The sequence below is a fragment of the Ruegeria sp. F11 genome, from assembly GCF_056533855.1.
Genome location: NZ_JBQFOW010000018.1, coordinates 1 through 24,308, shown reverse-complemented (window position 1 = coordinate 24,308; position 24,308 = coordinate 1). Strand labels below are relative to the sequence as shown.

Annotated in this window: 21 protein-coding genes; 9 read left to right on the top strand and 12 right to left on the bottom strand. The window is 60.4% G+C overall.

The genetic code is table 11. From position 1 onward, the window contains the following. Positions 1-51: 51 nt before the first annotated feature. Positions 52-618, top strand: a complete 567-nt coding sequence (locus tag ACR0NJ_RS19085; protein WP_480818684.1) for a carboxymuconolactone decarboxylase family protein — start codon at positions 52-54, stop codon at positions 616-618. On the opposite strand, the gene recF is transcribed toward ACR0NJ_RS19085, so the two are convergent. The 6 genes from recF to mutM all read right to left on the bottom strand — a co-directional run bounded on the left by recF (position 615) and on the right by mutM (position 7,247). Then, entirely contained in the window at positions 615-1,709 is a 1,095-nt protein-coding gene (recF, locus tag ACR0NJ_RS19080; RefSeq protein ID WP_480818683.1) for a DNA replication/repair protein RecF, read from the bottom strand. The two genes, ACR0NJ_RS19085 and recF, sit on opposite strands and share 4 nt — an antisense overlap. Before the next feature lie 59 nt (positions 1,710-1,768). After that, positions 1,769-2,890 (bottom strand): DNA polymerase III subunit beta, encoded by a 1,122-nt coding sequence (gene dnaN, locus ACR0NJ_RS19075; RefSeq protein WP_480818682.1) that lies wholly within the window; start codon positions 2,888-2,890, stop codon positions 1,769-1,771. Between the two features lie 228 nt (positions 2,891-3,118). Then, the gene (gene dnaA / locus ACR0NJ_RS19070) at positions 3,119-4,504 is read right to left on the bottom strand and encodes a chromosomal replication initiator protein DnaA (protein ID WP_480818681.1); all 1,386 of its coding nucleotides are present in this window, start codon (positions 4,502-4,504) and stop codon (positions 3,119-3,121) included. 555 nt (positions 4,505-5,059) lie between these two features. After that, positions 5,060-5,323: a 30S ribosomal protein S20 gene (gene rpsT, locus ACR0NJ_RS19065; RefSeq protein WP_142638226.1), complete on the bottom strand. Its 264-nt coding sequence runs from the start codon at positions 5,321-5,323 to the stop codon at positions 5,060-5,062. Positions 5,324-5,552: 229 nt separating this feature from the next. After that, positions 5,553-6,329, bottom strand: coding sequence for an enoyl-CoA hydratase (locus tag ACR0NJ_RS19060; protein WP_480818680.1), 777 nt, complete (start codon positions 6,327-6,329; stop codon positions 5,553-5,555). A gap of 66 nt (positions 6,330-6,395) precedes the next feature. After that, entirely contained in the window at positions 6,396-7,247 is an 852-nt protein-coding gene (gene mutM, locus ACR0NJ_RS19055; protein ID WP_480818679.1) for a bifunctional DNA-formamidopyrimidine glycosylase/DNA-(apurinic or apyrimidinic site) lyase, read from the bottom strand. An 86-nt stretch (positions 7,248-7,333) separates the two neighbouring features. Between mutM and ubiE the strand changes: the two genes are divergently transcribed. Beyond that, complete coding sequence (ubiE, locus tag ACR0NJ_RS19050) at positions 7,334-8,086, top strand: bifunctional demethylmenaquinone methyltransferase/2-methoxy-6-polyprenyl-1,4-benzoquinol methylase UbiE (RefSeq protein ID WP_480531666.1); 753 nt, start codon at positions 7,334-7,336, stop codon at positions 8,084-8,086. Beyond that, positions 8,087-9,616, top strand: coding sequence for a 2-polyprenylphenol 6-hydroxylase (gene ubiB / locus ACR0NJ_RS19045; RefSeq protein ID WP_480818678.1), 1,530 nt, complete (start codon positions 8,087-8,089; stop codon positions 9,614-9,616). Between the two features lie 96 nt (positions 9,617-9,712). On the opposite strand, the gene ACR0NJ_RS19040 is transcribed toward ubiB, so the two are convergent. Continuing rightward, on the bottom strand, positions 9,713-10,888 hold the full coding sequence (locus ACR0NJ_RS19040) for an acetyl-CoA C-acyltransferase family protein (RefSeq protein ID WP_480818677.1): 1,176 nt from the start codon (positions 10,886-10,888) through the stop codon (positions 9,713-9,715). A 115-nt stretch (positions 10,889-11,003) separates the two neighbouring features. Between ACR0NJ_RS19040 and ACR0NJ_RS19035 the strand changes: the two genes are divergently transcribed. The 6 genes from ACR0NJ_RS19035 to ACR0NJ_RS19010 all read left to right on the top strand — a co-directional run bounded on the left by ACR0NJ_RS19035 (position 11,004) and on the right by ACR0NJ_RS19010 (position 17,080). Continuing rightward, the gene (locus ACR0NJ_RS19035) at positions 11,004-11,567 is read left to right on the top strand and encodes a helix-turn-helix domain-containing protein (RefSeq protein WP_480818676.1); all 564 of its coding nucleotides are present in this window, start codon (positions 11,004-11,006) and stop codon (positions 11,565-11,567) included. A gap of 111 nt (positions 11,568-11,678) precedes the next feature. Next, complete coding sequence (locus tag ACR0NJ_RS19030) at positions 11,679-12,866, top strand: glycine C-acetyltransferase (protein ID WP_480818675.1); 1,188 nt, start codon at positions 11,679-11,681, stop codon at positions 12,864-12,866. Then, positions 12,863-13,813: a PLP-dependent cysteine synthase family protein gene (locus tag ACR0NJ_RS19025; protein ID WP_480818674.1), complete on the top strand. Its 951-nt coding sequence runs from the start codon at positions 12,863-12,865 to the stop codon at positions 13,811-13,813. The genes ACR0NJ_RS19030 and ACR0NJ_RS19025 overlap by 4 nt, the downstream gene beginning before the upstream one ends. Before the next feature lie 19 nt (positions 13,814-13,832). Then, entirely contained in the window at positions 13,833-14,861 is a 1,029-nt protein-coding gene (tdh, locus tag ACR0NJ_RS19020) for an L-threonine 3-dehydrogenase (protein ID WP_480818710.1), read from the top strand. A gap of 62 nt (positions 14,862-14,923) precedes the next feature. Beyond that, complete coding sequence (locus ACR0NJ_RS19015) at positions 14,924-15,751, top strand: alpha/beta hydrolase (protein ID WP_480818673.1); 828 nt, start codon at positions 14,924-14,926, stop codon at positions 15,749-15,751. 138 nt (positions 15,752-15,889) lie between these two features. Beyond that, a complete protein-coding gene (locus tag ACR0NJ_RS19010) occupies positions 15,890-17,080 on the top strand; it encodes a S41 family peptidase (RefSeq protein WP_480818672.1) in 1,191 nt (396 codons plus the stop codon). 1,065 nt (positions 17,081-18,145) lie between these two features. Here ACR0NJ_RS19010 and infB read toward each other — a convergent pair. The 5 genes from infB to ACR0NJ_RS18985 all read right to left on the bottom strand — a co-directional run. Further along, positions 18,146-20,623, bottom strand: a complete 2,478-nt coding sequence (gene infB, locus ACR0NJ_RS19005) for a translation initiation factor IF-2 (RefSeq protein ID WP_480818671.1) — start codon at positions 20,621-20,623, stop codon at positions 18,146-18,148. A gap of 8 nt (positions 20,624-20,631) precedes the next feature. Then, a complete protein-coding gene (locus tag ACR0NJ_RS19000) occupies positions 20,632-21,255 on the bottom strand; it encodes an RNA-binding protein (RefSeq protein WP_480818670.1) in 624 nt (207 codons plus the stop codon). Positions 21,256-21,277: 22 nt separating this feature from the next. Next, entirely contained in the window at positions 21,278-22,891 is a 1,614-nt protein-coding gene (nusA, locus tag ACR0NJ_RS18995) for a transcription termination factor NusA (protein ID WP_480818669.1), read from the bottom strand. Beyond that, positions 22,891-23,481, bottom strand: a complete 591-nt coding sequence (rimP, locus tag ACR0NJ_RS18990) for a ribosome maturation factor RimP (protein ID WP_480818668.1) — start codon at positions 23,479-23,481, stop codon at positions 22,891-22,893. Before rimP ends, nusA begins: the two co-directional genes overlap by 1 nt. A gap of 159 nt (positions 23,482-23,640) precedes the next feature. Continuing rightward, positions 23,641-24,308, bottom strand: a 668-nt coding sequence (locus ACR0NJ_RS18985) for an ABC transporter substrate-binding protein (RefSeq protein WP_480818667.1), incomplete at its 5' end; no start/stop codon positions are given.

Sequence of the window (24,308 nt, the reverse complement as noted above, 5' to 3'; positions counted from 1 at the left end):
GCTCAAGAAAGCCTAAATACGACTCATCGCGCCAGAAACAGGAGCTTTGACATGGCAAATTTCCCCTCTCATGACCTCGAAACCGCCCCGGAAGGGTCGAAACCGCTGCTGGAAAAGTCACAGGCCGCGTTTGGCCGCCTGCCTGGGCTGCACAAAGTGATGGCGGAAAGTCCGCAGCATCTTGAGGCCTATCAGGTCCTGCACGGCCTGTTCCTGCAGACCGATTTCGACGATGATGAGAAAACCGTCGTCTGGCAGACGATCAACGTGGCGAACGAGTGCCACTACTGCGTGCCCGCCCATACCGGTATCGCCAAGATGATGAAGATCTCGGATGACATCACCGAGGCTCTGCGCAACGAAACCCCGCTGCCCTCGGCCAAGCTTGAGGCACTGCGCACATTCACCCTGCAAGTGATGGAATCCCGCGGCAACCCGACCGAGGAACAACTGCAAGCCTTCTTCGACGCCGGTTACTCGCATCGCGCGGTTTTGGACGTGGTACTTGGTCTGGCGCAGAAAACCATGTCGAACTACGTCAACCAAATGGCGCAGACCCCGGTGGACGAAGTCATGCGCGGCTTCCTGTGGGAACGTAAAGTCGGCGAGCCCGCCTAAGCCACGACCGAGCCTTCGTCGCCGTCGCTGACGATCAACGTCTGGGCCCGGTTGCCCAGTTCCGCAAACAGCTCAGGCCCGGTGCCCGTCATCCAGGCCTGAGCGCCCAGCGCGCAAATCTCGTCATACAGCGCCGCACGCCGCCCGGCATCCAGATGCGCGGCCACCTCATCCAGCAACACAATCGGCGGTGCCGCAACCATCCCGGCCAGCGCCCGCGCGTTGGACAGGATCAACGAAACCAGCAGCGCTTTTTGTTCTCCGGTCGAGCAATCCTTTGCAGGTACCCCCTTGGCGGCAAATACCCCATACAGGTCCGACCGGTGCGGTCCCACCAAGGTCCGTCCTGCGGCCAGATCGCGAAACCGGCTTTCATCCAAAGCCTCACGCAAATCTTCCGCCGTCTCTGGCATCGCGCCCTCGGTCTGTACCAGATCCAGATCGGCCGAGGGAAACGCCGTTTCCGCCTGATCCTGCGCAGCCCGTAAATGCCCCAACGCTTTTAGCCGAGCGGCATGGATACGATGACCCATTTCAGCCATCTGCCCCTCCAGCGCCGCATACCAATGCGCATCCCGCACCTGCTCTTTCAACAGCCGGTTCCGCTCGCGCATCGCCTTTTCGTAGGTCAGCGAGGCTTCGGCGTGCGAGGGATCAAAACTCAGCGCGATCCGGTCCAGAAACCGCCGCCGCCCCTCGGCCCCTTCGATCCAAAGCCGGTCCATTGAAGGGATCAGCCAGACGACTCGCGCCAGCTTGCCCAGATCTATTTGTGTCGCAGATTTCTCATCAATCCGAACCTGCCGCGCCGCGCCGCCCTCGGACCAGGTCTGGATTTCAGACCGCTGGCCGCGGACATCCAGAACACCTGATAGTTTCCACCCCAGCGCCTCAGGCCGCCGCGTCATCTCAGCCGCGCTCGCCCGCCGCATCCCACGCCCGGGTGAAAACAATGACACCGCTTCAAGGATATTGGTCTTTCCCGCCCCGTTCGGTCCGTGAATCGCCACCGGCCGTCCATCCAATGACAACCGCGCCAATTTATGAGACCGAAAATGCGAGACCGTAAGCTCGGTCAGGGCCAATCCCATGACCCCTCCCTTCTTCTGTTCAAAAATACCTCCGCCGGAGCCATCGCGCGCCAGCGCGATCAGACGCGCATGGGCATGACAACATAAACCGCGCTCTGATCATTGCCCTCGCGCATCAGGGTCGGGTCGCCCGCCGAGTTGAACAGGAAAACCGCATTCTCGCGATCCACCTGCGAGGCAATCTCCAGCAGATACTTCGCGTTGAACCCGATCTCCAACCGCTCGTCGCCATAGGCCACGGCCAGTTCTTCCTCAGCCGCCCCGCTATCCGGCGCATTCACCGATAGAACCAGTTTATCCCCGTCCAGTTGCAGCTTCACCGCACGCGAGCGTTCCGACGAAACAGTCGCCACCCGGTCCACCGCCTGCGCGAACTCGGCGGCATCCACTTCCAGTTTGCGGGTATTGCCCTGTGGGATCACGCGGGTGTAGTCGGGGAAGGTGCCATCAATGACTTTCGAGGTCAGCGTGATATCCGGCGTGGCAAACCGCACCTTGGTTTCGCTAACCGAGACGGCGATGTCCATCTCATCATCGTCCAGCAGTTTCCGTAGCTCACCCACCGTTTTGCGCGGCACGATCACGCCCGGCATGTCCGCCGCGCCATCCGGCAAATCTGCATCGATCCGCGCCAGACGATGCCCGTCGGTGGCCACGCATCGCAACACTTTGCCGCCGTCCGACCCGTCAGTCACATGCATGTAAACGCCGTTCAGATAGTACCGCGTCTCTTCCGTAGAGATGGCGAATTTCGACTTGTCGAACAACCGCCGCAACAGCGCTGCCGAGGTGGTAAAGTTCGACGCATATTCCGAGGACGCCATCACCGGAAAATCCTCTTTCGGCAGAGTCGCCAGCGAGAAGTTCGACCGGCCCGCCTCGACCGTCAGACGCCCCGCAGCACTATCGGCGGTCAACGTCACCAGCGCGCCATCGGGCAGCTTGCGGACAATCTCGTGCAGGGTGGTTGCGGCGACGGTCGTCGCCCCGGCTTTCTCGACCTGCGCGGGGGCCTTGTCGACCACTTCGATATCCAGATCGGTGGCACGGAATTGCACCTGATCGCCTTCGGCCTCGATCAGCACATTGGCAAGTATGGGAATAGTGTTGCGCCGTTCGACAACAGATTGAGCCTGCGAAACGGCCTTGAGAAGGGTGCCGCGTTCGATGCTGATCTTCATACCCTCAATTCCTCTGACTTGCGTGCCGAAATAGGCGGGACTGGCACGTTAGCGGTTCCGCCCTGAGGCACAAGGATTTTTTACCGATTTCTGGGTCGGAATGCCGCAACCGTCAAGGGTCGCGTAGTCGTTGCGACACAGTTCATTCCCTGACCGTGGAGAAATGCGCACAAGAAAACGCCCCGGGCCGATGGTCCGGGGCGTTTCTGAGTGGTTTGGGGATGTGACTCAGGCTTCCAGCGACCGGCGCAGCATCTCGACATCTTCGGCAATCTGGCCGTCGGTCAGCTTCAGCTCTTCTATCCGCTTGACACCATGCATCACGGTGGTGTGGTCACGACCGCCAAAACGGCGGCCAATCTCGGGCAGGGACCGGCTGGTCAGCTGCTTGCACAGGTACATCGCCACTTGACGCGGGCGGGCATAAGACCGCAGGCGCTTGGGGCCGATAATGTCGGACAGTCGGATGTTGTAGTATTCGGATACCTTGCGCTGAATTTCCTCGACAGTGATCTTACGCTCGGACATCCGCAGTACATCGGCCAGACAATCCTGCGTCAGGTCCATGTCGATCTCACGCCCAACCAACGAAGCAAAAGCAAAGAGACGGGTCAGCGCCCCTTCCAGCACCCGCACATTGGTCGAGATGCGCTGTGCGAGGAATTCCAGTACCCCATCAGCGATGGTCAGGTCGGGATAAGTGTTGCTGTAATGCTGCACCTTGTTCTGCAGGATGCCCAGACGCAGTTCATAGTCGGTCGGATGCAAGTCCACCACCAGCCCGCATTGCAGGCGCGATTTCACGCGGTCTTCAAGGTCCTTGATTTCCCCCGGCGCACGGTCGGCCGAGATGATGATCTGCTTATTCTGGTCCACCAGCGCGTTGAAAGTGTGGAAGAATTCCTCCTGCGTGGAATCCTTTCCGGCGATGAACTGCACGTCGTCCACCATCAGCACATCGACCGAGCGGAACAGATGTTTGAAATCCATCATCCGACGCTCGCGCAGGGCTTTCACGAAACGGTACATGAACTGCTCGGCAGACAGGTAGAGCACGTTCAGTTCGGGGTGCTTGGTTTTCAGCTCCCAGGCGATCGCGTGCATCAGGTGGGTCTTACCAAGGCCCACACCACCATACAGAACCAGCGGGTTGAAAGTGACCGGACCGCCCTCGGACACGCGGCGCGCAGCGGCGTGGGCCAGTTCGTTGGGCTTGCCGACCACAAAACTGTCAAAGGTGAACCGCTTGTCCAAAGGCGCGGCCTGCAGCGACTCGAACGCGTCCGGTGTGGCCTCTGCCTGTGGCGTGGCAGGTTCGGCGGCTTTGAATTCCGACTTGGCTTCCGCAACGGGTGAGGGTCGCGTAGGTGAATTGGCGGCGACACGGAAATCCAGGCGCTGCACTGTCTCACCCGAGGTGTTCAGCTCGTATAAAATGAGGTCCGCAAAATTTTGGCTGACATAGTTGCCCATGAAATTCGTCGGCACCGAGAACACGGCCACACCATCCTGCAACTCCTGAAATTCCAGAGGTTCGATCCAGGTGGTGTAGTTGTTCCGACCAACAACCTTGAGCAACTTGTTACGCAGTAGTCCCCATTTCTCTTGTGTCATTCAGCGCCTCACGCATCCCATTCTTTATTGGCCTGTCGGCCTTATTGACTATGTCCCGGTCGCCCGGTTTACGGATTCACACGCGCAAAGGTATCCCGTCGCCGGACCTGACGGTTCGGCGGGTCTGTCCTAAGAAACGCTCTGCAACCCGGCAAGTGGAACGGCCCATACCAGGATCGTCCGGCGAACCGGTGCGCAGATCGCATTCGCATTTTTGACAGGGCCAGGACCAACGGTTACCCGAGATCCGTGGCAGATCGGCAGCCCAGCGTTAGCCGGATCACGACTATGATTCCACAACCCTCCTGATGCCCGTCATTCAGATCGTGGAAACAGCCTGTCCCCCCAAGCGAGTGAATCGCTAGATTAGTGGTAACAAGACGAGACCCGGCGCGGCAACGAAACTCTGATATTGACTCGGGGTTCGGGGCGAAAGAATCTCTCGGTTTTGTGAAGGCGCGGTTTTCTGGCAACAGGTGAAAAAAAGCGCCGCTTGCGCGGCGCCTTTCAAATTGGTTCAGCTTTTCTGACGTGACCCAAGGTCAACCAGATAGCTTAGCCCAGCGCTTTGACCCGTGCCGACAGGCGGGACATTTTGCGCGATGCGGTGTTCTTGTGGAAGACGCCTTTGGTGACGCCGCGCATCAGTTCAGGCTGAGCGGCGCGCAGCGCTGCGGTGGCCGCGTCCTTGTCGCCGGATGCGATTGCTTCTTCAACTTTACGCAGATAGGTACGGATGCGCGAACGGCGTGCTTTGTTTACGGCGAAACGCTTTTCGTTCTGACGGGCGCGCTTCTTTGCCTGGGGCGAATTTGCCATGTGACTTTGACCTTTGTTCGGTACGGTTATCTTGGATTGCGCGCCACGGGAATTATCCGCACCGGATCAGAAATCACGAGTGTGAGTCGGGCCAGGCGGGCCGCACGCGCATGTATAGCGGCGGCTTCTATCCAAATTGTCCGGGTTTGCCAAGCGGATTCTTGAACCCGCGTTGCGGCCATGAAAAAGGCGGGCAAAAGCCCGCCTGACCATCCGTCGTGACGGCCGCTTACTTGTCGCGGAACTGCGCCGCGCGTTTTTCCAGAAACGCGGCCATGCCCTCTTTCTGATCTTCGGTGGCGAACATCGAATGGAACACACGGCGTTCGAACAGCATCCCTTCGCTCAGCGGCAGCTCATAGCTGCGGTTCACAGCCTCTTTCGCGGCCATTGCAGTCAGCTGCGATTTCTCTGCAATTTTCTGCGCCGCGCCCACGGCCTCTTCGACCAGCTTCTTGGCGGGGACGATGCGGCTGACAAGGCCCGCACGCTCCGCCTCTTCGGCATCCATGAAACGACCGGTCAGGTTCATATCCATCGCCTTGGACTTGCCAACAAAGCGGGTCAGGCGCTGGGTGCCGCCCAGACCGGCAATGACGCCCAGATTGATCTCGGGCTGGCCGAACTTGGCGGTATCTGCAGCGATGATGAAATCGCACATCATCGCCAACTCGCATCCACCGCCCAGCGCATAGCCTGCAACAGCGGCGATGATCGGTTTGCGGATGGCGGTGATCCGGTCATTTGCGTCCCCGAACAGGTTCTGGCCATAGACCTGAACAAAACTCATCTCGGACATTTCCTTGATGTCCGCGCCCGCGGCAAAGGCCTTGTCCGACCCGGTGATGACGATGCACCGCACCTTGTCGTTCCCGTCCGCGTCCTCCAGCGCGGTGCACAGCTCAGTCATCAACTGGGTGTTCAGCGCATTCATCGCGTCGGGGCGGTCGAGTTTGATAAGGGCGACGTGGTCTTCGATTTCGACGATGATCGTCTCAAAAGCCATGAGGTGTAAGCTTCCGGTTGTTCCGTTCAGGTACGATTCCTTACCACGCGCATGGGCTGGATCAAGTTATCTTTGGCATTGCGCGCAATAGAAAGATGAGCGACCGGATTGAGTGATTCTCCGGATCGTCTCCCTGCAGCCTTCGGTGCGGCAGGGTTCGCCCTCGCGGCCATAGACATCGAACTTGTGTTGAAAATATCCAAGCTCTCCATCAGCTTGGCGGAAATCGCGCAGCGACGATCCGCCCGCCTCGATGGCGTCCTGCAGCACCTGCCGGATGATCGGAACCAGTGCTGCAACGCGCGACGCAGAAATCTGGCCGGCCTTGCGCCGAGGAGACACCTTGCCGCGATAAAGCGCCTCGCAAACGTAGATATTCCCCAACCCGGCAACGATTCCCTGATCCAGCAGCGCCGATTTGACCGGAGTGTTCTTGCCTTTGAACGCGTCAATCAGGTGCTGTTCGTGAAAGTCATTGCCCAGCGGTTCCGGTCCAAGAACTGACAGCAGCTTGTGCTGCTCCGCCGATGCTGTCGACAACAAATCCATCGCCCCGAACCGGCGCGGGTCATTAAAGGTAATGCGCGCGCCGTTGGCCATGTGAAAAACCACATGGTCATGATTTTGCACCGCCGGATGGTCATGCACGAACTGCCCCAACGGATCGCCCGACACAGTCATCCGCCCCGACATGCCTAGATGAATCAGCAGGGTCTCTCCACTACTGAGATCGGCCAGAATATATTTCGACCGCCGCCGCAGGCGCTGAACTGTCTGCCCGGTCAACCGTTCCGCCATCCCGTCAGGAAACGGCCAACGCAGATCGGGGCGGTTCACATCCGCCCGTTCAATCACCGCCCCCTCCATCGCCGGGGATAGGCCGCGTCTTACTGTCTCGACCTCGGGCAATTCGGGCATTACATGGCTCCTATTCCAAAGGGCCGCATTGTGCCCGCCTCTTATGGCCCTATAACAGAGGCGAAATTCGACGAACGGCAAGGCAAATGTCCGACAACAGCGACAAGACCACTCATTTCGGGTTCGAAACCGTGCGCGAGGCTGAAAAAGCCGGGCGCGTGCAGGGCGTGTTCAACTCGGTCGCCTCGAAATACGACGTGATGAACGATGTCATGTCGATGGGCATCCACCGGGTCTGGAAAGACGCGATGATGGATTGGCTCGCCCCGCGCCCCGGTCAGCGTCTGCTGGACGTTGCAGGCGGGACCGGAGACATCTCGTTCCGTTTCCTCAAACGCGCAGGTCACGGCCATGCCACCGTTCTGGACCTGACCGAGCCGATGCTGGTCGAAGGCCGCCAGCGCGCCGAGGCAGACCAGATGGCCGACAGCTTGAACTGGGTCGTGGGCGACGCCATGGCGCTGCCCTTCGAGGACAACACATTCGACGTCTACACCATCTCGTTCGGCATCCGGAATGTGACCCGCCCGCAAGAGGCGCTGAACGAGGCCTACCGTGTGCTGAAACCCGGCGGCCGCCTGATGGTGCTGGAATTCAGCCAATTGCCCAATGACGGGCTGCAAAAGCTCTATGATCTCTACAGCTTCAACGTCATCCCGCGCATGGGCAAGCTGATCGCCAATGATTACGACAGCTACCAGTATCTGGTGGAATCGATCCGCAAGTTCCCCGATCAGGACACTTTCCTGTCGATGGTCCGCACCGCCGGATTCGAAAACGCCAAATACCGCAACCTGAGCATGGGAATCGCCGCGCTGCATTCCGGCTGGAAAATCTAGATGCGCGGCCCCCACAACATCATCCGCCTGATCCGCACGGGCGCCACTTTGGAGCGCACCGGTGCCATGAATGTGGTGCTGGATGCGTTCGAGGCCCCACGCGCCCTGCGCATCGTAGCGCACGCGTTGGGCAAACCGTTCCAATGGCTGGGCTACAAGGGCGACCCCGAAATGCCGCCCGCAACTCGCGCGCTGACGGCTTTGGGTCCGGCCTACATCAAGTTCGGTCAGGTTCTCTCGACCCGCCCCGATGTGGTCGGCGACGAGTTGGCCGCGCAATTGCGGGTGCTGCAGGACAAGCTGCCCCCCTTCTCCAAGGCCGAAGCCATGGCCGAGGTCGAACGCGAACTGGGCCAGCCCGTCTCGGAAATCTTCAGCGATTTCAGCGAACCCATCGCCGCCGCCTCTATCGCGCAGGTGCACAAGGCCAAACTGACCAGCACAGGCGAAGATGTCGCTGTCAAAGTCCTGCGCCCCGGCATCGAGCGTGCCTTCCGCAAGGACGTCGACGCCTTCTATTTCGCCGCCCGCATCGTAGCCCTCTGCGCTCCCGGCGCGCGCCGCCTGCGCCCGATGGAGGTGATCGAGCATTTCGACGGTGTGGTCCGCGGAGAACTCGACCTGCGCCTCGAAAGCGCCGCCGCCTCCGAATACGCCGCAAACACCAAGGACGACGCAGGCTTCTGGCTGCCGCCCGTTGTCTGGTCCCTGTCTGCCCGCCGGGTGATGACCCTCAGCTGGGCCGATGGCATTCCACTGGGCGACAATGACGCGCTGGATGCCACAGGTCACAACCGCCGCGATCTGGCGGAACGGGTCCTGCGCCTGTTCCTGCTGCACGCCCTGCGCGACGGCTATTTCCACGCCGACATGCATCAGGGCAACCTCAAGGTCGCCGCGAACGGAGACATCATCGCCTATGACTACGGCATCATGGGCCATATCGACGAATACACCCGCAGGGTCTATGCCGAGATCCTTTTCGGCTTCATCCGCCGCGACTATAAACGCGTGGCCGAGGTGCATTTCGAAGCCGGCTACGTCCCCGCCAACCAGGACGTCGACGAATTCGCCCGCGCCCTGCGTGCCGTCGGAGAACCCATCTTCGGCATGGATGCCACCCACATCTCGATGGGCCGCCTGCTGAACTACCTGTTCGAAGTCACCGAACGCTTCGGCATGGAAACCCGCACAGAACTGATCCTGCTGCAACGCACCATGGTCGTGGTCGAAGGCGTCGCGCGCTCGCTCGACCCGCATATGAACATCTGGGAAGTCGCCCGCCCCGTGGTCGAGGACTACATCAAGCAATCCATCGGCCCCCGCGCCGCCCTGCGCGATTTCGGCAAGACCGCTCTGGTGCTGGCCCGCTTCGGCCCCCGCCTGCCCACACTTGTGGAAAACGCGCTGATCGCCCAGACCCAGAAAGACGACACGGATCAGTCCTTGCTCAGGTCCTCGGCCCTGCCCGCCGCCATCGGCGCAGCCGCAGGCGCGGCCATTGTTCTGATCCTGACAGCCCTCAGCTAGCCTCGATCCGCCCCTTCATCTGTCTGAAAATATCCTCGGGGGGAATCGCGCCAGCGGCGCGATGGGGGGCAGACAGCCCCCCTGCAACGGTCCCGATCAGAGCCGCTCGATGGCAAGGGCAATCCCCTGACCGCCCCCGATGCACATGGTAATCAGGCCTTTCGACCCACCCGTGCGCTCCAGCTCATACAGTGCCTTCAGCGTGATGATCGCCCCCGTCGCACCAACCGGATGGCCCAGAGCGATCGCGCCGCCGTTGGGGTTCACCTTGCCCGCGTCCAGCCCAAGCTCCTTGTTCACGGCCAAAGCCTGCGCCGCGAAGGCTTCGTTGCTTTCGATCACGTCGAAATCGGCAATCGAAAGCCCCGTCTTGGCCAGCAGGTTCTGCACCGCCGGAACCGGACCGATCCCCATCACCTCGGGCCGCACGCCAGCATGGGCATAGCCCAAAATCCGCGCCTTGGGCTTCAGCCCCGCTTTCTCGGCCGCATCCGCCGTGGCCAGAACCATCGCGGCAGCCCCATCGTTGATACCCGAGGCGTTGCCCGCCGTCACACGACCCTCTTTCTTGAAGACCGGACGCAAGCCCGCCAGTGTCTCGGCGGTGGTGGCCTTGGGATGTTCGTCGACCTTGAAATCGACCATGTCGCGCCGGACCTTCACCTGAACCGGAGCGATCTGGCTGTCAAAATACCCAGCCTCGATTGCCGCAGCCGCGCGGGTCTGGCTGGTGACGGCAAAGGCGTCCATCTGTTCGCGCGTGATCTGATGCTCATCGGCGACGTTTTCGGCCGTGACACCCATATGACCGGTCCCGAAGGGGCAATTCAGCGCGCCAACCATCATGTCCAGCGAGGTGACATCCCCCATCTTGGCGCCCCAACGCGCCTGCGGCACAATGTAGGGCCCGCGCGACATGCTTTCCGCGCCACCCGCCAACGCGAATTCCGCATCCCCCAGCATCAGCGACTGCGCCGCCGAGACAATCGCCTGAGCGCCCGAACCGCACAGCCGGTTCACGTTCATCGCCGGGGTCTCATCGGACACGCCAGCCTGTTTCGCAGCGGCCCGTGACAGATACATATCGCGCGGTTCGGTGTTGATCACATGGCCAAAGACAACGTGGCCTATCTGTCCACCCTCGACACCTGAACGCTCTAGCGCAGCTTCGGTCGCTACGGTGGCAAGATCGATGGGGGCGGTCGATGCCAATGCACCTCCGAACGTCCCGATGGCGGTGCGGGCACCATCCAGAATCACTACGTCATTCATATCTCTCTCCTCCAGAATATGCGCGCATTATGCTCCTGCAGCATAGTCTGACTATTGGACTCACTGTCACGCCCGGAATTGACATCACATCCGGAAAGGCGCATGAGATTCCGTGATGACGGAAGACACAGACGATATCCTGACACGCCTGCCCGCCCGCCTGAAAGAGGCGCGCCGCGCCAAGGGGCTCTCGCTGGAAGCGGTGGCCAACCTCAGCGGCGTGTCCCGGTCGATGGTCAGCCAGATCGAGCGCGGCGAAAGCAGCCCGACGATCTCGACCCTGTGGAACCTGACCCGCGCGCTTCAGGTCGATTTTGCCGGACTGCTGGAAGACGGCGAAAACACCGACCGTATCGAAGTGTTGCGCAGCGCCGAGGTGCCCAGCATCGACAACATGGGCGAGAAATGCCGGATCCGCATCCTCTCTCCCCCGGAAGAAGCCGGCGGGCACGAGGTCTATGACATTCAGTTCGACGCCGGTGGGGCCCTGAACAGCCAGCCCCATGCACGCGGCGCGCGCGAGCAACTGACCGTGCTCGAGGGCGCGGTCCGCGTCACCTCGGGCACGGCGATCTCGGACCTTGGGCAGGGCGATACCGCACGCTATGCCGCCGATATCGCGCATTCCATATCAGCCGCCGAACCGGCGCGGGTATTCCTGATCGTCAAGAACGCCTGACATCAGCAGTATTCCACCTTCACGGATATTTTTCCTTCATATTGTAATTCTCCTATTTGGGAATTACGTCCGCTATGTTAGACACGCGACTCAGACAAACCGGAGACCGCCATGGCAGATGCATTCCTGTCCCACATCACGGACACCCTCGCCCAGATCGAAGCTGAAGGTCTGTATAAACGCGAGCGAATGATCACCTCGCCTCAGGGCGGTGAGATTACGGTGGGCGACCGGCAGGTCATCAACCTGTGCGCCAACAACTATCTGGGGCTGGCCGACCACCCAGCGTTGATCGACGCCGCCAAAGGCGCGATGGAGCCCAAGGGTTTCGGCATGGCCTCGGTCCGCTTCATCTGCGGCACGCAGGACATTCACCGCGAGTTGGAACAGAAGCTGGCCGCATTCCTGAACAAGGACGACGCGATCCTGTTCGCCGCTTGCTTTGACGCAAATGGCGGTCTGTTCGAACCGCTTCTGGGACCCGAAGATGCCATCATCTCGGACAGTCTGAACCACGCCTCGATTATCGACGGGGTGCGGCTGTGCAAGGCCAAGCGCTATCGTTACATGAACAATGACATGAACGATCTTGAGGCGTGGCTGAAACAGGCGCGCGAGGATGGCGCGCGGCACATCATGATCGCCACCGATGGTGTGTTTTCGATGGATGGCTATCTGGCCAACCTGCCAAAGATCCGGGAACTGGCCGACAAATATGACGCCATCGTCATGGTCGATGATTGCCACGCCACCGGCTTCATGGGGCCGAACGGGGCGGGCACGCCGGATCATTTCGGCGTCGATGTGGACATTCTGACGGGAACTTTGGGCAAGGCACTTGGGGGGGCAATCGGCGGCTATATCGCCGGGCCGCAGCCAGTGATCGACCTGCTGCGGCAGCGGGCGCGGCCCTATCTGTTCTCAAACTCGCTGCCGCCGTCCATCGTCGCCGCCGGTCTGGAAGCCATCCGGCTGGTGGAAGAGGGCGACATGCTGCGCGCGCAACTGTTCGGCAACGCCAAATACTGGCGCGCGGGACTGGAGAAACTGGGCTTTGACCTTCTGCCCGGCGAACACCCGATCATCCCGGTGATGCTGGGCGAGGCAACGGTGGCGCAGGAGATGGCGTCAAAACTGTTTGACGAGGGCGTCTATGTCTCGGGCTTTTTCTTCCCCGTTGTGCCCCGCGGCAAGGCCCGGATCAGAACGCAGATGAACGCGGCTTTGACCAAGGACGAATTGGACCGCGCGCTGGCGGCCTTTGGCAAGGTCGGCAAAGAGTTGGGGATAATCTCGTGATCCACCCCTCTGTCATCGAGGCCATTGAAAACACGCCTCTGGTCGAGTTGACCCGCATTTGTCAGTCGCTCGATCTTGAGGGCCGGATTCTGGCCAAGCTGGATTATCTGCTGCCCGGATTTTCCAAGAAGGACCGCGCGGCCCGCTCTATCATCGAACTGGCCCGTGCGGATGGCACGTTGTTACCGGGGCAGACCGTGGTCGAACTGACCTCGGGCAATATGGGAACCGGGCTGGCGATTGTCTGCGGTATTCTGGGCCACCCGTTTGTCGCCGTGATGAGCGCGGGAAACTCGGTCGAACGCGCCCGCATGATGCGGGCCTTGGGGGCCGAGGTCATCATCGTCCCGCAAGCCGAGGGCAGCAGGCCGGGCGAGGTTTCGGGGGCCGATCTGGCGCTGGTCGACGAGGCCGCCCAACGCATCACAACGGAACGCAATGCGTTTCGCGCAGATCAGTTCGGACATTCGGGCAACCCGAAAGCACACGCCACCGGCACGGGCCCCGAAATCTGGAAGCAATCCGGCGGAGCGGTAACAGCGTTCTGTGACTTCGCCGGGTCCGGTGGCACCTTGGCCGGGGCAGCCGAATACCTCGGCCCGCTGGGCGTGCGCTGCTATGCCGTTGAACCCGAAGGCGCGCGCGCAATTGCCGGAGACACGGTCAGCACCCCCGATCACCCGATTCAGGGGGGCGGTTACGCGATGAGCGATCTGGTACATCTGAGCGGGACGACTCTGAACGGTCACTTGGCCGTATCCGGAAACGCAGCGCGGGACTGCGCCCGGCTACTGGCACGAACCGAAGGGATTTTCGCCGGTTATTCGGCCGGGGCAAATCTTGCCGCCGCCATTGATCTTTTACGTGGCCCCGAAAAGGAGGGCTGCGTTGCAATTGTCATGTGTGACAGCGGCCTGAAATACCTGTCCACCGATTTGTGGGAGTAAACCTATGCGACCCAACACCATGAAAGCGCTGGAAAAATCCAAACCCGAGGAAGGCTTGTGGATGGTGCAGGCCCCGGTGCCCGAGATCGGCCCGGATGAGGTTCTGATCCGCGTCAACAAGACCGGCATCTGTGGCACGGATATCCATATCTGGAACTGGGATGAGTGGGCGGCAGCCACGGTGCCGGTGCCAATGATCACCGGCCACGAATTCGCCGGGGAAATCGTCGAGATCGGACGCAACGTGACCGGCCTGGACGTCGGGCAGCGATGCTCGGGCGAGGGGCATCTGATCGGCACCGACAGCCGCCAGAGCCGTGCGGGTAAGTTCCATCTGGACCCCGGCACGCGCGGGATCGGGGTGAATGAACAGGGGGCCTTTGCCCAATACCTGAAACTGCCCGCCTTCAACGTGGTCCCCCTGCCCGATGATGTCCCGGATGAGATCGGAGCCATTCTCGACCCTCTGGGAAACGCCGTTCACACCGCGCTCAGCTTTGATCTGCTGGGCGAGGACGTGCTGATCACCGGCGCGGGCCCCATCGGCATCATGGCTGCCGCCGTCGCCCGTCATGCCGGTGCACGGCATGTGGTGATCACCGATATCAACCCCGACCGCCTGAAACTGGCCGAACATGTGGTGCCGACGGTGCGCACCGTGGATGTTTCGAAAGAGGATCTGCAGGACGTCATAACCGAACTGGGCATGACACAGGGCTTTGACGTGGGGCTTGAGATGTCGGGCTCGCAAATCGCGCTGGACCAGATGGTCGAGGCGCTGGTGATGGGCGGCAAGATCGCGCTGCTGGGGATTCCGCCCGGCAAATCCCCTGTGGACTGGTCGCGCATCGTGTTCAAGGCCATCACCATCAAGGGCGTCTATGGGCGCGAGATGTTCGAGACCTGGTACAAGATGATCGCCATGTTGCAGAACGGTCTGGATGTCAGCCGGGTGATCACTCATCAGATGAAGGTGGATGACTTTGCCAAAGGCTTTGCCGCAATGAAATCCGGCCAATCCGGCAAGGTTGTGCTGGACTGGACCTGAAAGCGGTTGATTTCACGCACGGGCTGCACAAGGAATACCCTATCGAAAAAAGAGGGCGTTCCATGCTGTATCGCGGATTTTCACAGGACGAACTGGATCAGGAATATTCGCCCCGATCCATGATCGGCGGCGACCTGACGCCCTATATCGACAGCTATGCCGCGCTGAGCGCGCAGCACCGCGCCCAGATGACCTGCCACGAAAATCTGGCCTATGGCGACAGCCCCGCGCAGGTGCTGGATTTCTTCCCGGCCAAAGGCGCGGGCGCGCCGCTGCATGTCTTTGTCCACGGCGGGTACTGGCAAGCCCTCAGCCAGCGTGAGTCGGCCATGATGGCCCCTGCCCTGATCGAGGCCGAGCACTCCTTCGCCACCCTGAACTACACGCTCGCACCCGATGCGCGCATCGGGGACATGGTCGAGGAATGCCGCGATGCGCTGCTGTGGCTGGCCTCGCAGGCGGGTGCGCTGGGGTTCGACCCCTCGCGGATCACCCTGTCAGGACACAGCGCGGGCGCGCATCTTGTGGCGATGGTCATGGCGACCTCGGCGGATGCGCTGGCGCGGGCCGGATTGCGTGTGCGCGATGTCATTCTGATCAGCGGAGTTTATGATCTGGAACCGATCAGCCTGACCCCGGTCAACGACCCGCTGCAGCTGACCCCGGTCGAAGTCCACGACCTGTCCCCCAACCTGCACCTGCCCGCCCCCGGCCCCCGCTATCGCGTAACCGTGGCCGAGCGCGACACGCCCGAATTCGTCCGCCAGAGCCGGGATTACGCAGAACGGCTGCGCAAGGGCGGGCACTCGGTCAGTTTCGATCTGCAGAAGGGGATGCAGCATTTTGACATCATCATGCATCCGGGAACGTTTCTGCCTGTATCGCAGTAGCCGCGTGTGTTGAACGCCCCACAGGGCTGACATTTGCATCGCAACCTACCGCCACCAACCGGACGTTTATGGCTGAAGCAAGAAGGCCCGGTCCAGCCCAATCTAGACATTGACGTTGGGCTATGCGCACCTTGAATCATGTCGCTGACGGAAGACCTGAACCAAATTCTGGAAACTGTCCTGCCAACCGACCCCAGCTTCCGGCGGATCGAAAAAGCCGTGATAGACAGCTGCATTGCGGACTGCCGACGATACGCTTTGGAGGGTGTCACCGAAGCCTTTCTGTTATCCGCGATGCGCCTGTTGGCCCTTCCAGAGAATGGACACACACGCCTGATCCCCAATGATGCGATCTCGGTGGTAACGCTGAGGTTCGTGAGCGTTGGGCAATCCGTGCACCTCATTGGTACAGCACCAGGGGTAACTGCACCGCAAGGCGAGTTGATTGCAATCAACGGCACAGCTTTGAGCCAAATCGAAGCGGCTGCGGCGAGATTTCTTGCGGGAACACGCCAAAGGAAACGAGTCATCGGACCCATTCTTCTGGCTTGGCCTTACGCTTTGGCGCATTTGGGGTTTTCGTCAGACGACGGTACGACCGAGTATCATGTGCGGGACAAAAACGGGCAGATAACAAATCTGAAAGTGGCAAATGGAGATACTGTTCCTGCATCGACGCTCTACCCAAGAAATGAGCACGGCAAGGCTGATCCAACCTGGAAACCCGTGACCTTTGTGGAACTGCAGGACTGGCAGGAGCTTGGCCTATCAATAGCGTTACCAAGCTTCTTTGATCCGAGTGAGAATGCGCTGCCTAAAGCCATCTCAGATGCAGCGGCCCGCGTGCGCGCTTGCACGAACAAAACACTCTTGATTGACGTTCGCGGAAACACTGGCGGCGATTTTCTTCTGACGATGCCCCTGATCGACGCGGTCTCGCAAAGCGCAAGTCAGCAGGTTGTTGTACTGGTCGATAAATTCACGTTTTCCGCAGCGATCGTTTTTGTGGCCATCCTTAAACATCGTTTGGGAAAAAGGCTCAAACTCATCGGCGAAGAAATGGGCGACGGGTTGACGTTCTTTGCCGAGGGCGGGTTGCTCGATTTGCCGACGAGCGGAGCAGTCGTTCGATACTCATCTGCCTTTCACGATTGGAAGAATGGAACGACCGACGAAACCACACCACCCGAGATCGCGCGGCAAATCGTACCCGCAGGGGTGCTGAACTTGGATCGGGAGTTGATTGTAAGACCTGCAGGCGAAGATGCACAAAGCACGTTCTATCAACGCGTTCTCAAAGGGGTGAGTGACTGGACAAACGGTCGGTGAGTCCTGATCGGCTTTTCGACCGCGTAGTTTAGACGCGATGGCCAACTCCGGGTATTGAGTTGACAGCCCAAAAACTGCCGCATTTCTCCGATACCCGCTTTAGAGATACTATTTTAATTCGATGGGTCCAAAAGCCTGTCGGTAGACATACTTGGAGAACACGATGTGTGGATATTGCGCACGGGAATTGAACCCTGAACTCATCGCCAGATTGAGAAACGAACTTCCCGACACTACTGCCGCCACCGTTGATGCTAACAATTCCGGAAACGCCGCTTTGGTAAACGCGGAAACCGTCGTTGCCAGTGGCGGTTTCCAATTGCAGGATGAGGGGATTTCATTCCGACCAGCCGTAGCGGGACCCTCTGCAAATAAGCTGGCCGACAACGACGCATTTGTTTTTGACACTCCGAAGCTGGTCGCCGGAAATGGCTCATTGACCAGTTGGTTGGAACTCAGGCTATCGAACTTGACGGAACAGGAGGTCCCGTCAATGTCCCTGCCAACTACAGACTCACCTGAAACTGCGTTCTGGACGTATCAAGCGCCCCTCTCAATAGAGGATTGGCTTTTCTAGGGCGGATTTTAACCAAAAGATGTGAGCCAGTCGGTCAAAAGTGATACCTGGAAATCGTGTGCTTAAACAAGTGCGACGGGCTTCATGTTATGGCGAAACAGCTCAAATCGATAGGTGTCCTGAGGACAAGGCAGATTTCTCGAACCACTCAGAATGCACGTGCCGATAAAGAAGCTGCCTCGAAAACCGTGGCGACTTCGATCAATTGTGAACATCTTGTGGTCTAGTTCTAGTTTCTGGAAAGCCACTAAAAAAGAACTCAAGAGCCCCAAGAGCAGCCGTTCGATTAAGAATAACGAATAGCTTCCTTAGGCCGCGCATACGAAGTTAAATCGGACCGACCGCATAATTGGCATAAGCCGATAAGACGCGCGGTACCACTTGGATTCAGAAAACATCGCACATCCAGCCGAAGGCCAGCGACCTTCCCCAACAAAAAACAGCGGCCCCAAAGGAACCGCTGTTTTCAATCTCTATTCGGAACCGGATCAGTCCAGTGTCCGCGTAACCTCTTCGCGCTCGAAGATTTCGATCACGTCGCCTTGACGGATATCGTCGTAGTTCTCGAACGCCATACCGCATTCCTGACCTGACTGAACCTCGGCCACTTCGTCTTTGAAGCGCTTCAGCGTCTTCAGCGTGCCTTCGTGGATCACCACGTTGTCACGCAGCAAGCGCACGCCAGCCGAGCGGCGGGCCACGCCTTCGGTGACCAGACAGCCGGCTACCTTGCCGACACCGGTGACCTTGAAGACTTCGCGGATCTCGGCGTAACCGATGAACTTTTCGCGGATTTCGGCGCTCAGCAGGCCCGATGCGGCGGCTTTCACATCGTCCACCAGGTCATAGATCACCGAATAATAGCGGATCTCGACACCCTTCTGGTTCGCCGTGTTCCGGGCCGAGGCATTGGCACGGACGTTAAAGCCCATGACCGGCGCGCCCGAGGCTTCGGCCAGGCCGATATCCGTCTCGGTGATCGCACCCACGCCCGAATGCAGCACGCGCACGCGAACCTCGTCGTTGCCGATTTTCTCCATCGCCTGAACGATAGCCTCGGCAGAGCCTTGCACGTCGGCTTTGACGAGGATCGGCAGCTCGGCCACGTTCTCGTCTTCCTTGGCCTTCTGCATCAACTGCTCAAGGGTGGTCGCGGCACCGGCGGCGGCGCGTTTGTCCTTGGCGGCTTGCTCACGATAGGCAGCGATCTCACGGGCCTGCGCTTCGGTCTCGGTCACGTTGAGAACGTCGCCCGCTTCGGGCGTGCCGTTGAGACCCAGAACCTCGACCGGAACCGAGGGGCCAGCTTCTTTGACGCGGTCGCCCTTGTCGTTGATCAGCGCACGGACCTTACCGTATTGCTCACCCACAACGAAGATATCGCCTTGGCGCAGCGTGCCGTTCTGAACCAGAACGGTTGCGACAGGACCGCGGCCCACATCCAGCTGCGCCTCGATCACGGCTCCTTGGGCGGCGCGGTCGGGGTTGGCTTTCAGCTCCAGAATCTCGGCCTGCAGCGCGATGGCTTCCAACAGCTCGTCAAGGCCCTGACCGGTCATGGCCGAAACCTCGACGTCCTGAACTTCACCGGACATCTTCTCGACGATCACTTCATGCTGCAACAGATCGGTGCGCACCTTGTCGGGATTCGCCTCGGGCTTATCGATCTTGTTGATCGCCACGATCATCGGCACCTGAGCCGCCTTGGCGTGGTTGATCGCCTCGATCGTCTGCGGCATCACGGCGTCATCGGCGGCAACAACCAGAACCACGATATCCGTGACCTGAGCACCGCGAGAGCGCATCGACGTAAACGCCGCGTGGCCCGGGGTATCCAGGAAGGTCAGCGTGGTACCGCCATCGGTTTTCACCTGATAGGCGCCGATATGCTGGGTGATGCCACCGGCCTCACCTGCCACAACGCGCGCGTCGCGGATTGCATCCAGCAACGAGGTCTTACCGTGGTCAACGTGACCCATGATGGTGATGACCGGCGGACGCGGCTGCAGGTCGTCATCGCTGTCTTCGACCTCTTTGATGACGTCTTCAACATCCGAATCGGATACGCGGGTGACCTTGTGACCAAATTCTTCGATGATCAGCTCGGCGGTGTCGGCGTCGATAGTCTGGTTCTGCGTGACCATCATGCCCATCTGCATCAGCGATTTGACAACGTCAGCTACACGCTCGGCCATACGGTTGGCCAGTTCCGAGACCATGATCGCCTCGGGCAGCTGTACGTCGCGGATCACCTTTTCCCGTTCAACCGGAGCACCCATGGCTTTCTGACGCGCACGCTCCTGCTTGCGCTTCATTGCCGCCATCGAGCGCTGGCGGTTGCCCTCGCCACCGGTGGCCTGGCCCAGTGTCAGCTTGCCCGAGCGACGATTGTCGTCGCGGCCTTTGCCACGGCCGCGCTGCTCGCGTTCGCGGTCCTGCTTGCGCGGGGCTGCGGCGGGCGCGGGTTTGCTGGCCGGTCCACGGGCTGCTTTGGGTTCTTCGGACGGGGCCGGTGCTGCAGCAGCGCGTTTGGCGGCTTCTTCTGCCTCAACGCGCTTGCGTTCTTCCTCTTCGGCCTTGGCACGAGCCTTTTCTTCGGCTTCCCGCTGCTCGCGTTCCTTGGCCTCTTGTTCGGCACGGCGGCGGGCGCGTTCTTCTTCCCGCGCCTTTTCCTGTGCCTCGCGTGCGGCGGCCTCTTCGGCCTCGCGCGCTTTGGCGGCCTGCAACGCCTTCATCCGGCGCGCCATTTCCGCGTCAGAGATCCCCGCAGGACGACGCGACGGATCACCCGAAGGCGCAGCCCCGCCGCTTGGCTTGGCCGCACCCGGCTTGGGAACCACCACGCGTTTGCGTTTGGTTTCCACCACGACATTCTTGGTGCGTCCGTGGCTGAAACTCTGTTTCACATTTCCGGGGCGTGCCCCGCCACGAAGACCCAATGTCTTTTTGCCGTCAGTATCGCTCATAAAGCTTCTTACCCTTCCGCGCGGCCCCTGCCGCCGTCATCCGTTTCGCGCAAGCCACGCAGGCGCTGCGCTTCCTCTACAACACGTTTGGCGAGTCCGCCAGAGGCCAAGGCCGCATGAATCACGGTTTGGCGCCCAAATGCCGCCCCAAGCTCGTCCGCCGTCAGCCAGCCGATGTATTTGCCGAAGTGCGGCGTGCTGAGTTTCGACTTGCCGCGCCCCGACCCATCGCTGGCCTGAATCAGCACGCTTGCCTCTTCCCGGTCCAGCCACGTCTTGACCTTTTCATACCCGGCGACCGCGTCACCGGACTTGCGCGCCAGGCTGAGCAATTCAACCACACGGCGCGCGATCTGTTTTTCGACCTCGTCGGTCAGGTCCTTCGACGCGCTCACCTGCGCCTTGAACCCGCGCGAGAACAGTTTCTTGCCGACGGCCTTGTCCAGCGCGGCGCGATCCGCCGCCACATAGACCCCGCGCCCCGGCAGTTTCGCCGCGACATCGGGATAGACCTGACCATCCGGCCCCGTCACAAAGCGGATCAGCCCGTATTTGGGCTGAACCTCGCCCGTGGCGATGCACTTGCGCTCGGGGCCTTCCGACCGATCCTTATGGACGCCACCGCGACCCATGTGCGCCACCCGAGGCCTGAGATCAGGCCTCGACCTCCTCGTCGGTCGCTTCGTCGTCTTCTTCGGCCTGCTCCAGTTCAGCCGGATCAACCCAACCCAGCATGATGCGGGCGGTCATGACCAAGTCCTGAGCCTCTTCCAGCGTCACGCCGAAAGGTTCCAGAACACCGTCATCCTTGATGCGTTCGCCGTCGACCGTGGTCCAGCCACCGGCCAGTTCCCAGTCGGCACAGGTTGCGAAGTCTTCCAGAGTCTTCACATCATCCTTGGCCAGCGCTTCTACCATCTGGGGTGTCAGGCCTTCGAATTCAATGAGGCTGTCCTCGACGCCTAACGCACGAGCGGCATCCAAGGCCGCCTTTGCCTGCGCCTCGAGGAATTCGCGCGCGCGGGTCTGCAATTCCTGCGCGGTGCCTTCGTCCACACCGTCGATGACCAGCAGCTCGTCGATTTCGACATAGGCTACCTCTTCGAGGTTGGTGAAGCCTTCCGAGACCAGCAGCTGGGCAAAGAATTCGTCCAGATCCAGCGTTTCCATGAACAGCTGGGTGCGGGCTTCGAATTCCTTCTGACGACGGGCCGATTCCTCGGCCTCGGTCATGATGTCGATGTCCAAACCGGTCAACTGGCTGGCCAGACGCACGTTCTGACCGCGGCGACCGATGGCGAGGGACAGTTGTTCCTCGGGAACCACCACTTCGATCTTGCCGGCTTCTTCGTCCAGAACCACCTTGGAGACCTCGGCGGGCTGCAGCGCGTTCACCAGGAAGGTCGGCTGATCTTCGTTCCACGGGATGATGTCGATTTTCTCGCCCTGCAGCTCGTTCACAACGGCCTGCACACGGCTGCCGCGCATACCCACACAGGCGCCAACGGGATCAATCGAGCCATCATACGAGATCACAGCGATCTTGGCGCGCGAGCCGGGGTCACGGGCCACGGCCTTAACCTCGATGATACCGTCATAGATTTCCGGCACTTCCATCTTGAACAGTTCAGCCATGAATTCCGGCGCGGTGCGCGACAGGAAGATCTGGTGGCCACGCACCTCGCGACGCACTTCCTTGATATAGGCGCGCACGCGGTCATTGGGGCGATAGCTTTCGCGGCCGATCTTGTCGTTGCGGCGCAGAACGGCTTCGGCACCACCCAGATCGACAATGACATTGCCGAATTCCTCGCGCTTGACGGCACCGTTGATGATGGTGCCTGCACGATCCTTGAATTCTTCGTACTGACGATCCCGCTCGGCTTCGCGGACCTTCTGCAAGATCACCTGCTTGGCGGACTGAGCAGCAATACGGCCCATTTCAACCGGCGGGACTTCTTCCACGAAGACATCACCGACCTCGGGGTTTTCCATGTATTGCTTGGCCTGTTCGACGGTGAACTCGGCCTGATAGTTCTCCAGCTCTTCATCCTCGACCACCGTACGGACGCGGGTAAAGGTCGCCTTGCCGGTCTTGCGGTCGATGGACACGCGGATGTCCATTTCCGCGCCGTAGCGGCTCTTGGCGGCACGGGCGAGCGATTCCTCCATCGCTTCGACAACCAGACCGGGGTCGATCATCTTTTCGCGGGCCACGGCCTCGGCGGTCTGCAGCAGCTCCAGCTGGTTGGCTGAGGTGATTGCCATCAGTTCGTCTCCTCTTCGGACCCTTCGGTCTCAATCTCGTCGAAAGCGTTTTCGTTTAAGGATCCAGCGTCTTTACGCTGGCGCAGCATTTCCTTGATCAGATCATCGGTCAGAACCAGCTTGGCATCGCTCAGCCAGTCAAATTGCAGACCGATGGTAATGGTCTCGTCCCCTTCGGGAATGTTGATCAGAACCTCATCCCCTTCGATCCCGGCCAGCTCACCCTTAAAGCGGCGGCGGCCGTCGATCAGCTCAGCGGTTTCGATCTTGGCCTCATACCCTTCGAACGTCTCAAAGTCTTTGAGGCGGGTCAAAGGCCGGTCGATGCCGGGGCTGGATACTTCCAACGTATAGGCATCTAGGATCGGGTCCTCGACGTCCAGCGTGGCGCTGACCGCGTTGGAAATCTCGGCGCAATCATCCACTTCGATGCCACCATCGGGCTTGTCGGCCATGATCTGCATCGTGGTGGTCTTGCCACTCATCAGACGGATGCGCACCAGCTCATACCCCAGATCCTCGATCACGGGGGCGATGATCTCGGCCAGTCGCCGGTCGATGGCAGCTTTGGCTATCAGGTCGTTTGTCATTCGGGTCTCTACCCTTCAATCGGGCACAAAAAAACGGGCGCGCGGCCCGTGGAAACTTCCGGTGGAGCCTTGAACCAGAGGTTCAACGCGCCGCTGTTGGAGATGCATATACGCAGGAGTTTCCGAGTCTGCAACCCCCGGCGCAAATCGTGATCTAAATCAGGCGATCCACCACCGTTCGGCGATCCGTCCGTCATCCAATATCTGACCCCGTCCGATCTGGCGCGGCATGCCCACTTGGGGCGCAACCGCCAACGACATCTCTGCCTCGGACGGGTGATACCGCAAGCCGCGGATACGGCGCATGTCATCGGGGTTCGGCAAGGCGGCCACATCCACATAGCCGTCGCGCAGCGCCTCGGCCCGGACACGGGCATCCGGGATCACGATGATCTCAATCGCATCGAGCCAACCCGCCTGACCGGTTTTGTAGTGATCCGCAACGCGCCGCCCCAGAAAATGCCGCCCGTCCTCGGCGCGCTCGACCTTGTAACAGCCGGTGCCATTCGCGGCGTTCAGCGGCGTTACGTCCTGCCCGTCGCGCGTGATGACAAAACGGCTGTCGGCCAACAGGAACGGCAGACCCGGATTGGCCTGTGCAAGTTCCAGACGCAGGCGGTTGGGGCCCAGCGCCTCAGCCCGACCAAAACTCGACAACACGGCGTGGACGTCCTGCACCTCCAGCGCGGTGCCGTCGTGGAACACAACGTCGGGGCGCAGGTCAAAGGTCCAGACCCGCGCGTTGGCATCGATGTACCAGCCGGTCGCCAGCTCGCAGCCCAGAGTGGCGTCGGGGGCAATCTCAGTCAGCGTATCGAACACCACCC

Excerpts from the sequence above, each read along its gene's own strand:
- ACR0NJ_RS19010 (WP_480818672.1), top strand. The coding sequence starts at position 15,890 with ATGTCGCTGACGGAAGACCTGAACCAAATTCTGGAAACTGTCCTGCCA.
- ACR0NJ_RS19085 (WP_480818684.1), top strand. The coding sequence starts at position 52 with ATGGCAAATTTCCCCTCTCATGACCTCGAAACCGCCCCGGAAGGGTCG.
- tdh (WP_480818710.1), top strand. The coding sequence starts at position 13,833 with ATGAAAGCGCTGGAAAAATCCAAACCCGAGGAAGGCTTGTGGATGGTG.
- rpsT (WP_142638226.1), bottom strand. The coding sequence starts at position 5,323 with ATGGCAAATTCGCCCCAGGCAAAGAAGCGCGCCCGTCAGAACGAAAAG.
- ubiE (WP_480531666.1), top strand. The coding sequence starts at position 7,334 with ATGTCCGACAACAGCGACAAGACCACTCATTTCGGGTTCGAAACCGTG.
- ACR0NJ_RS19015 (WP_480818673.1), top strand. The coding sequence starts at position 14,924 with ATGCTGTATCGCGGATTTTCACAGGACGAACTGGATCAGGAATATTCG.
- ACR0NJ_RS19040 (WP_480818677.1), bottom strand. The coding sequence starts at position 10,888 with ATGAATGACGTAGTGATTCTGGATGGTGCCCGCACCGCCATCGGGACG.
- infB (WP_480818671.1), bottom strand. The coding sequence starts at position 20,623 with ATGAGCGATACTGACGGCAAAAAGACATTGGGTCTTCGTGGCGGGGCA.
- ACR0NJ_RS19060 (WP_480818680.1), bottom strand. The coding sequence starts at position 6,329 with ATGGCTTTTGAGACGATCATCGTCGAAATCGAAGACCACGTCGCCCTT.
- dnaN (WP_480818682.1), bottom strand. The coding sequence starts at position 2,890 with ATGAAGATCAGCATCGAACGCGGCACCCTTCTCAAGGCCGTTTCGCAG.
- recF (WP_480818683.1), bottom strand. The coding sequence starts at position 1,709 with ATGGGATTGGCCCTGACCGAGCTTACGGTCTCGCATTTTCGGTCTCAT.
- nusA (WP_480818669.1), bottom strand. The coding sequence starts at position 22,891 with ATGGCAATCACCTCAGCCAACCAGCTGGAGCTGCTGCAGACCGCCGAG.
- ACR0NJ_RS19030 (WP_480818675.1), top strand. The coding sequence starts at position 11,679 with ATGGCAGATGCATTCCTGTCCCACATCACGGACACCCTCGCCCAGATC.
- dnaA (WP_480818681.1), bottom strand. The coding sequence starts at position 4,504 with ATGACACAAGAGAAATGGGGACTACTGCGTAACAAGTTGCTCAAGGTT.
- ubiB (WP_480818678.1), top strand. The coding sequence starts at position 8,087 with ATGCGCGGCCCCCACAACATCATCCGCCTGATCCGCACGGGCGCCACT.
- rimP (WP_480818668.1), bottom strand. The coding sequence starts at position 23,481 with ATGACAAACGACCTGATAGCCAAAGCTGCCATCGACCGGCGACTGGCC.
- ACR0NJ_RS19035 (WP_480818676.1), top strand. The coding sequence starts at position 11,004 with ATGACGGAAGACACAGACGATATCCTGACACGCCTGCCCGCCCGCCTG.
- mutM (WP_480818679.1), bottom strand. The coding sequence starts at position 7,247 with ATGCCCGAATTGCCCGAGGTCGAGACAGTAAGACGCGGCCTATCCCCG.
- ACR0NJ_RS19000 (WP_480818670.1), bottom strand. The coding sequence starts at position 21,255 with ATGGGTCGCGGTGGCGTCCATAAGGATCGGTCGGAAGGCCCCGAGCGC.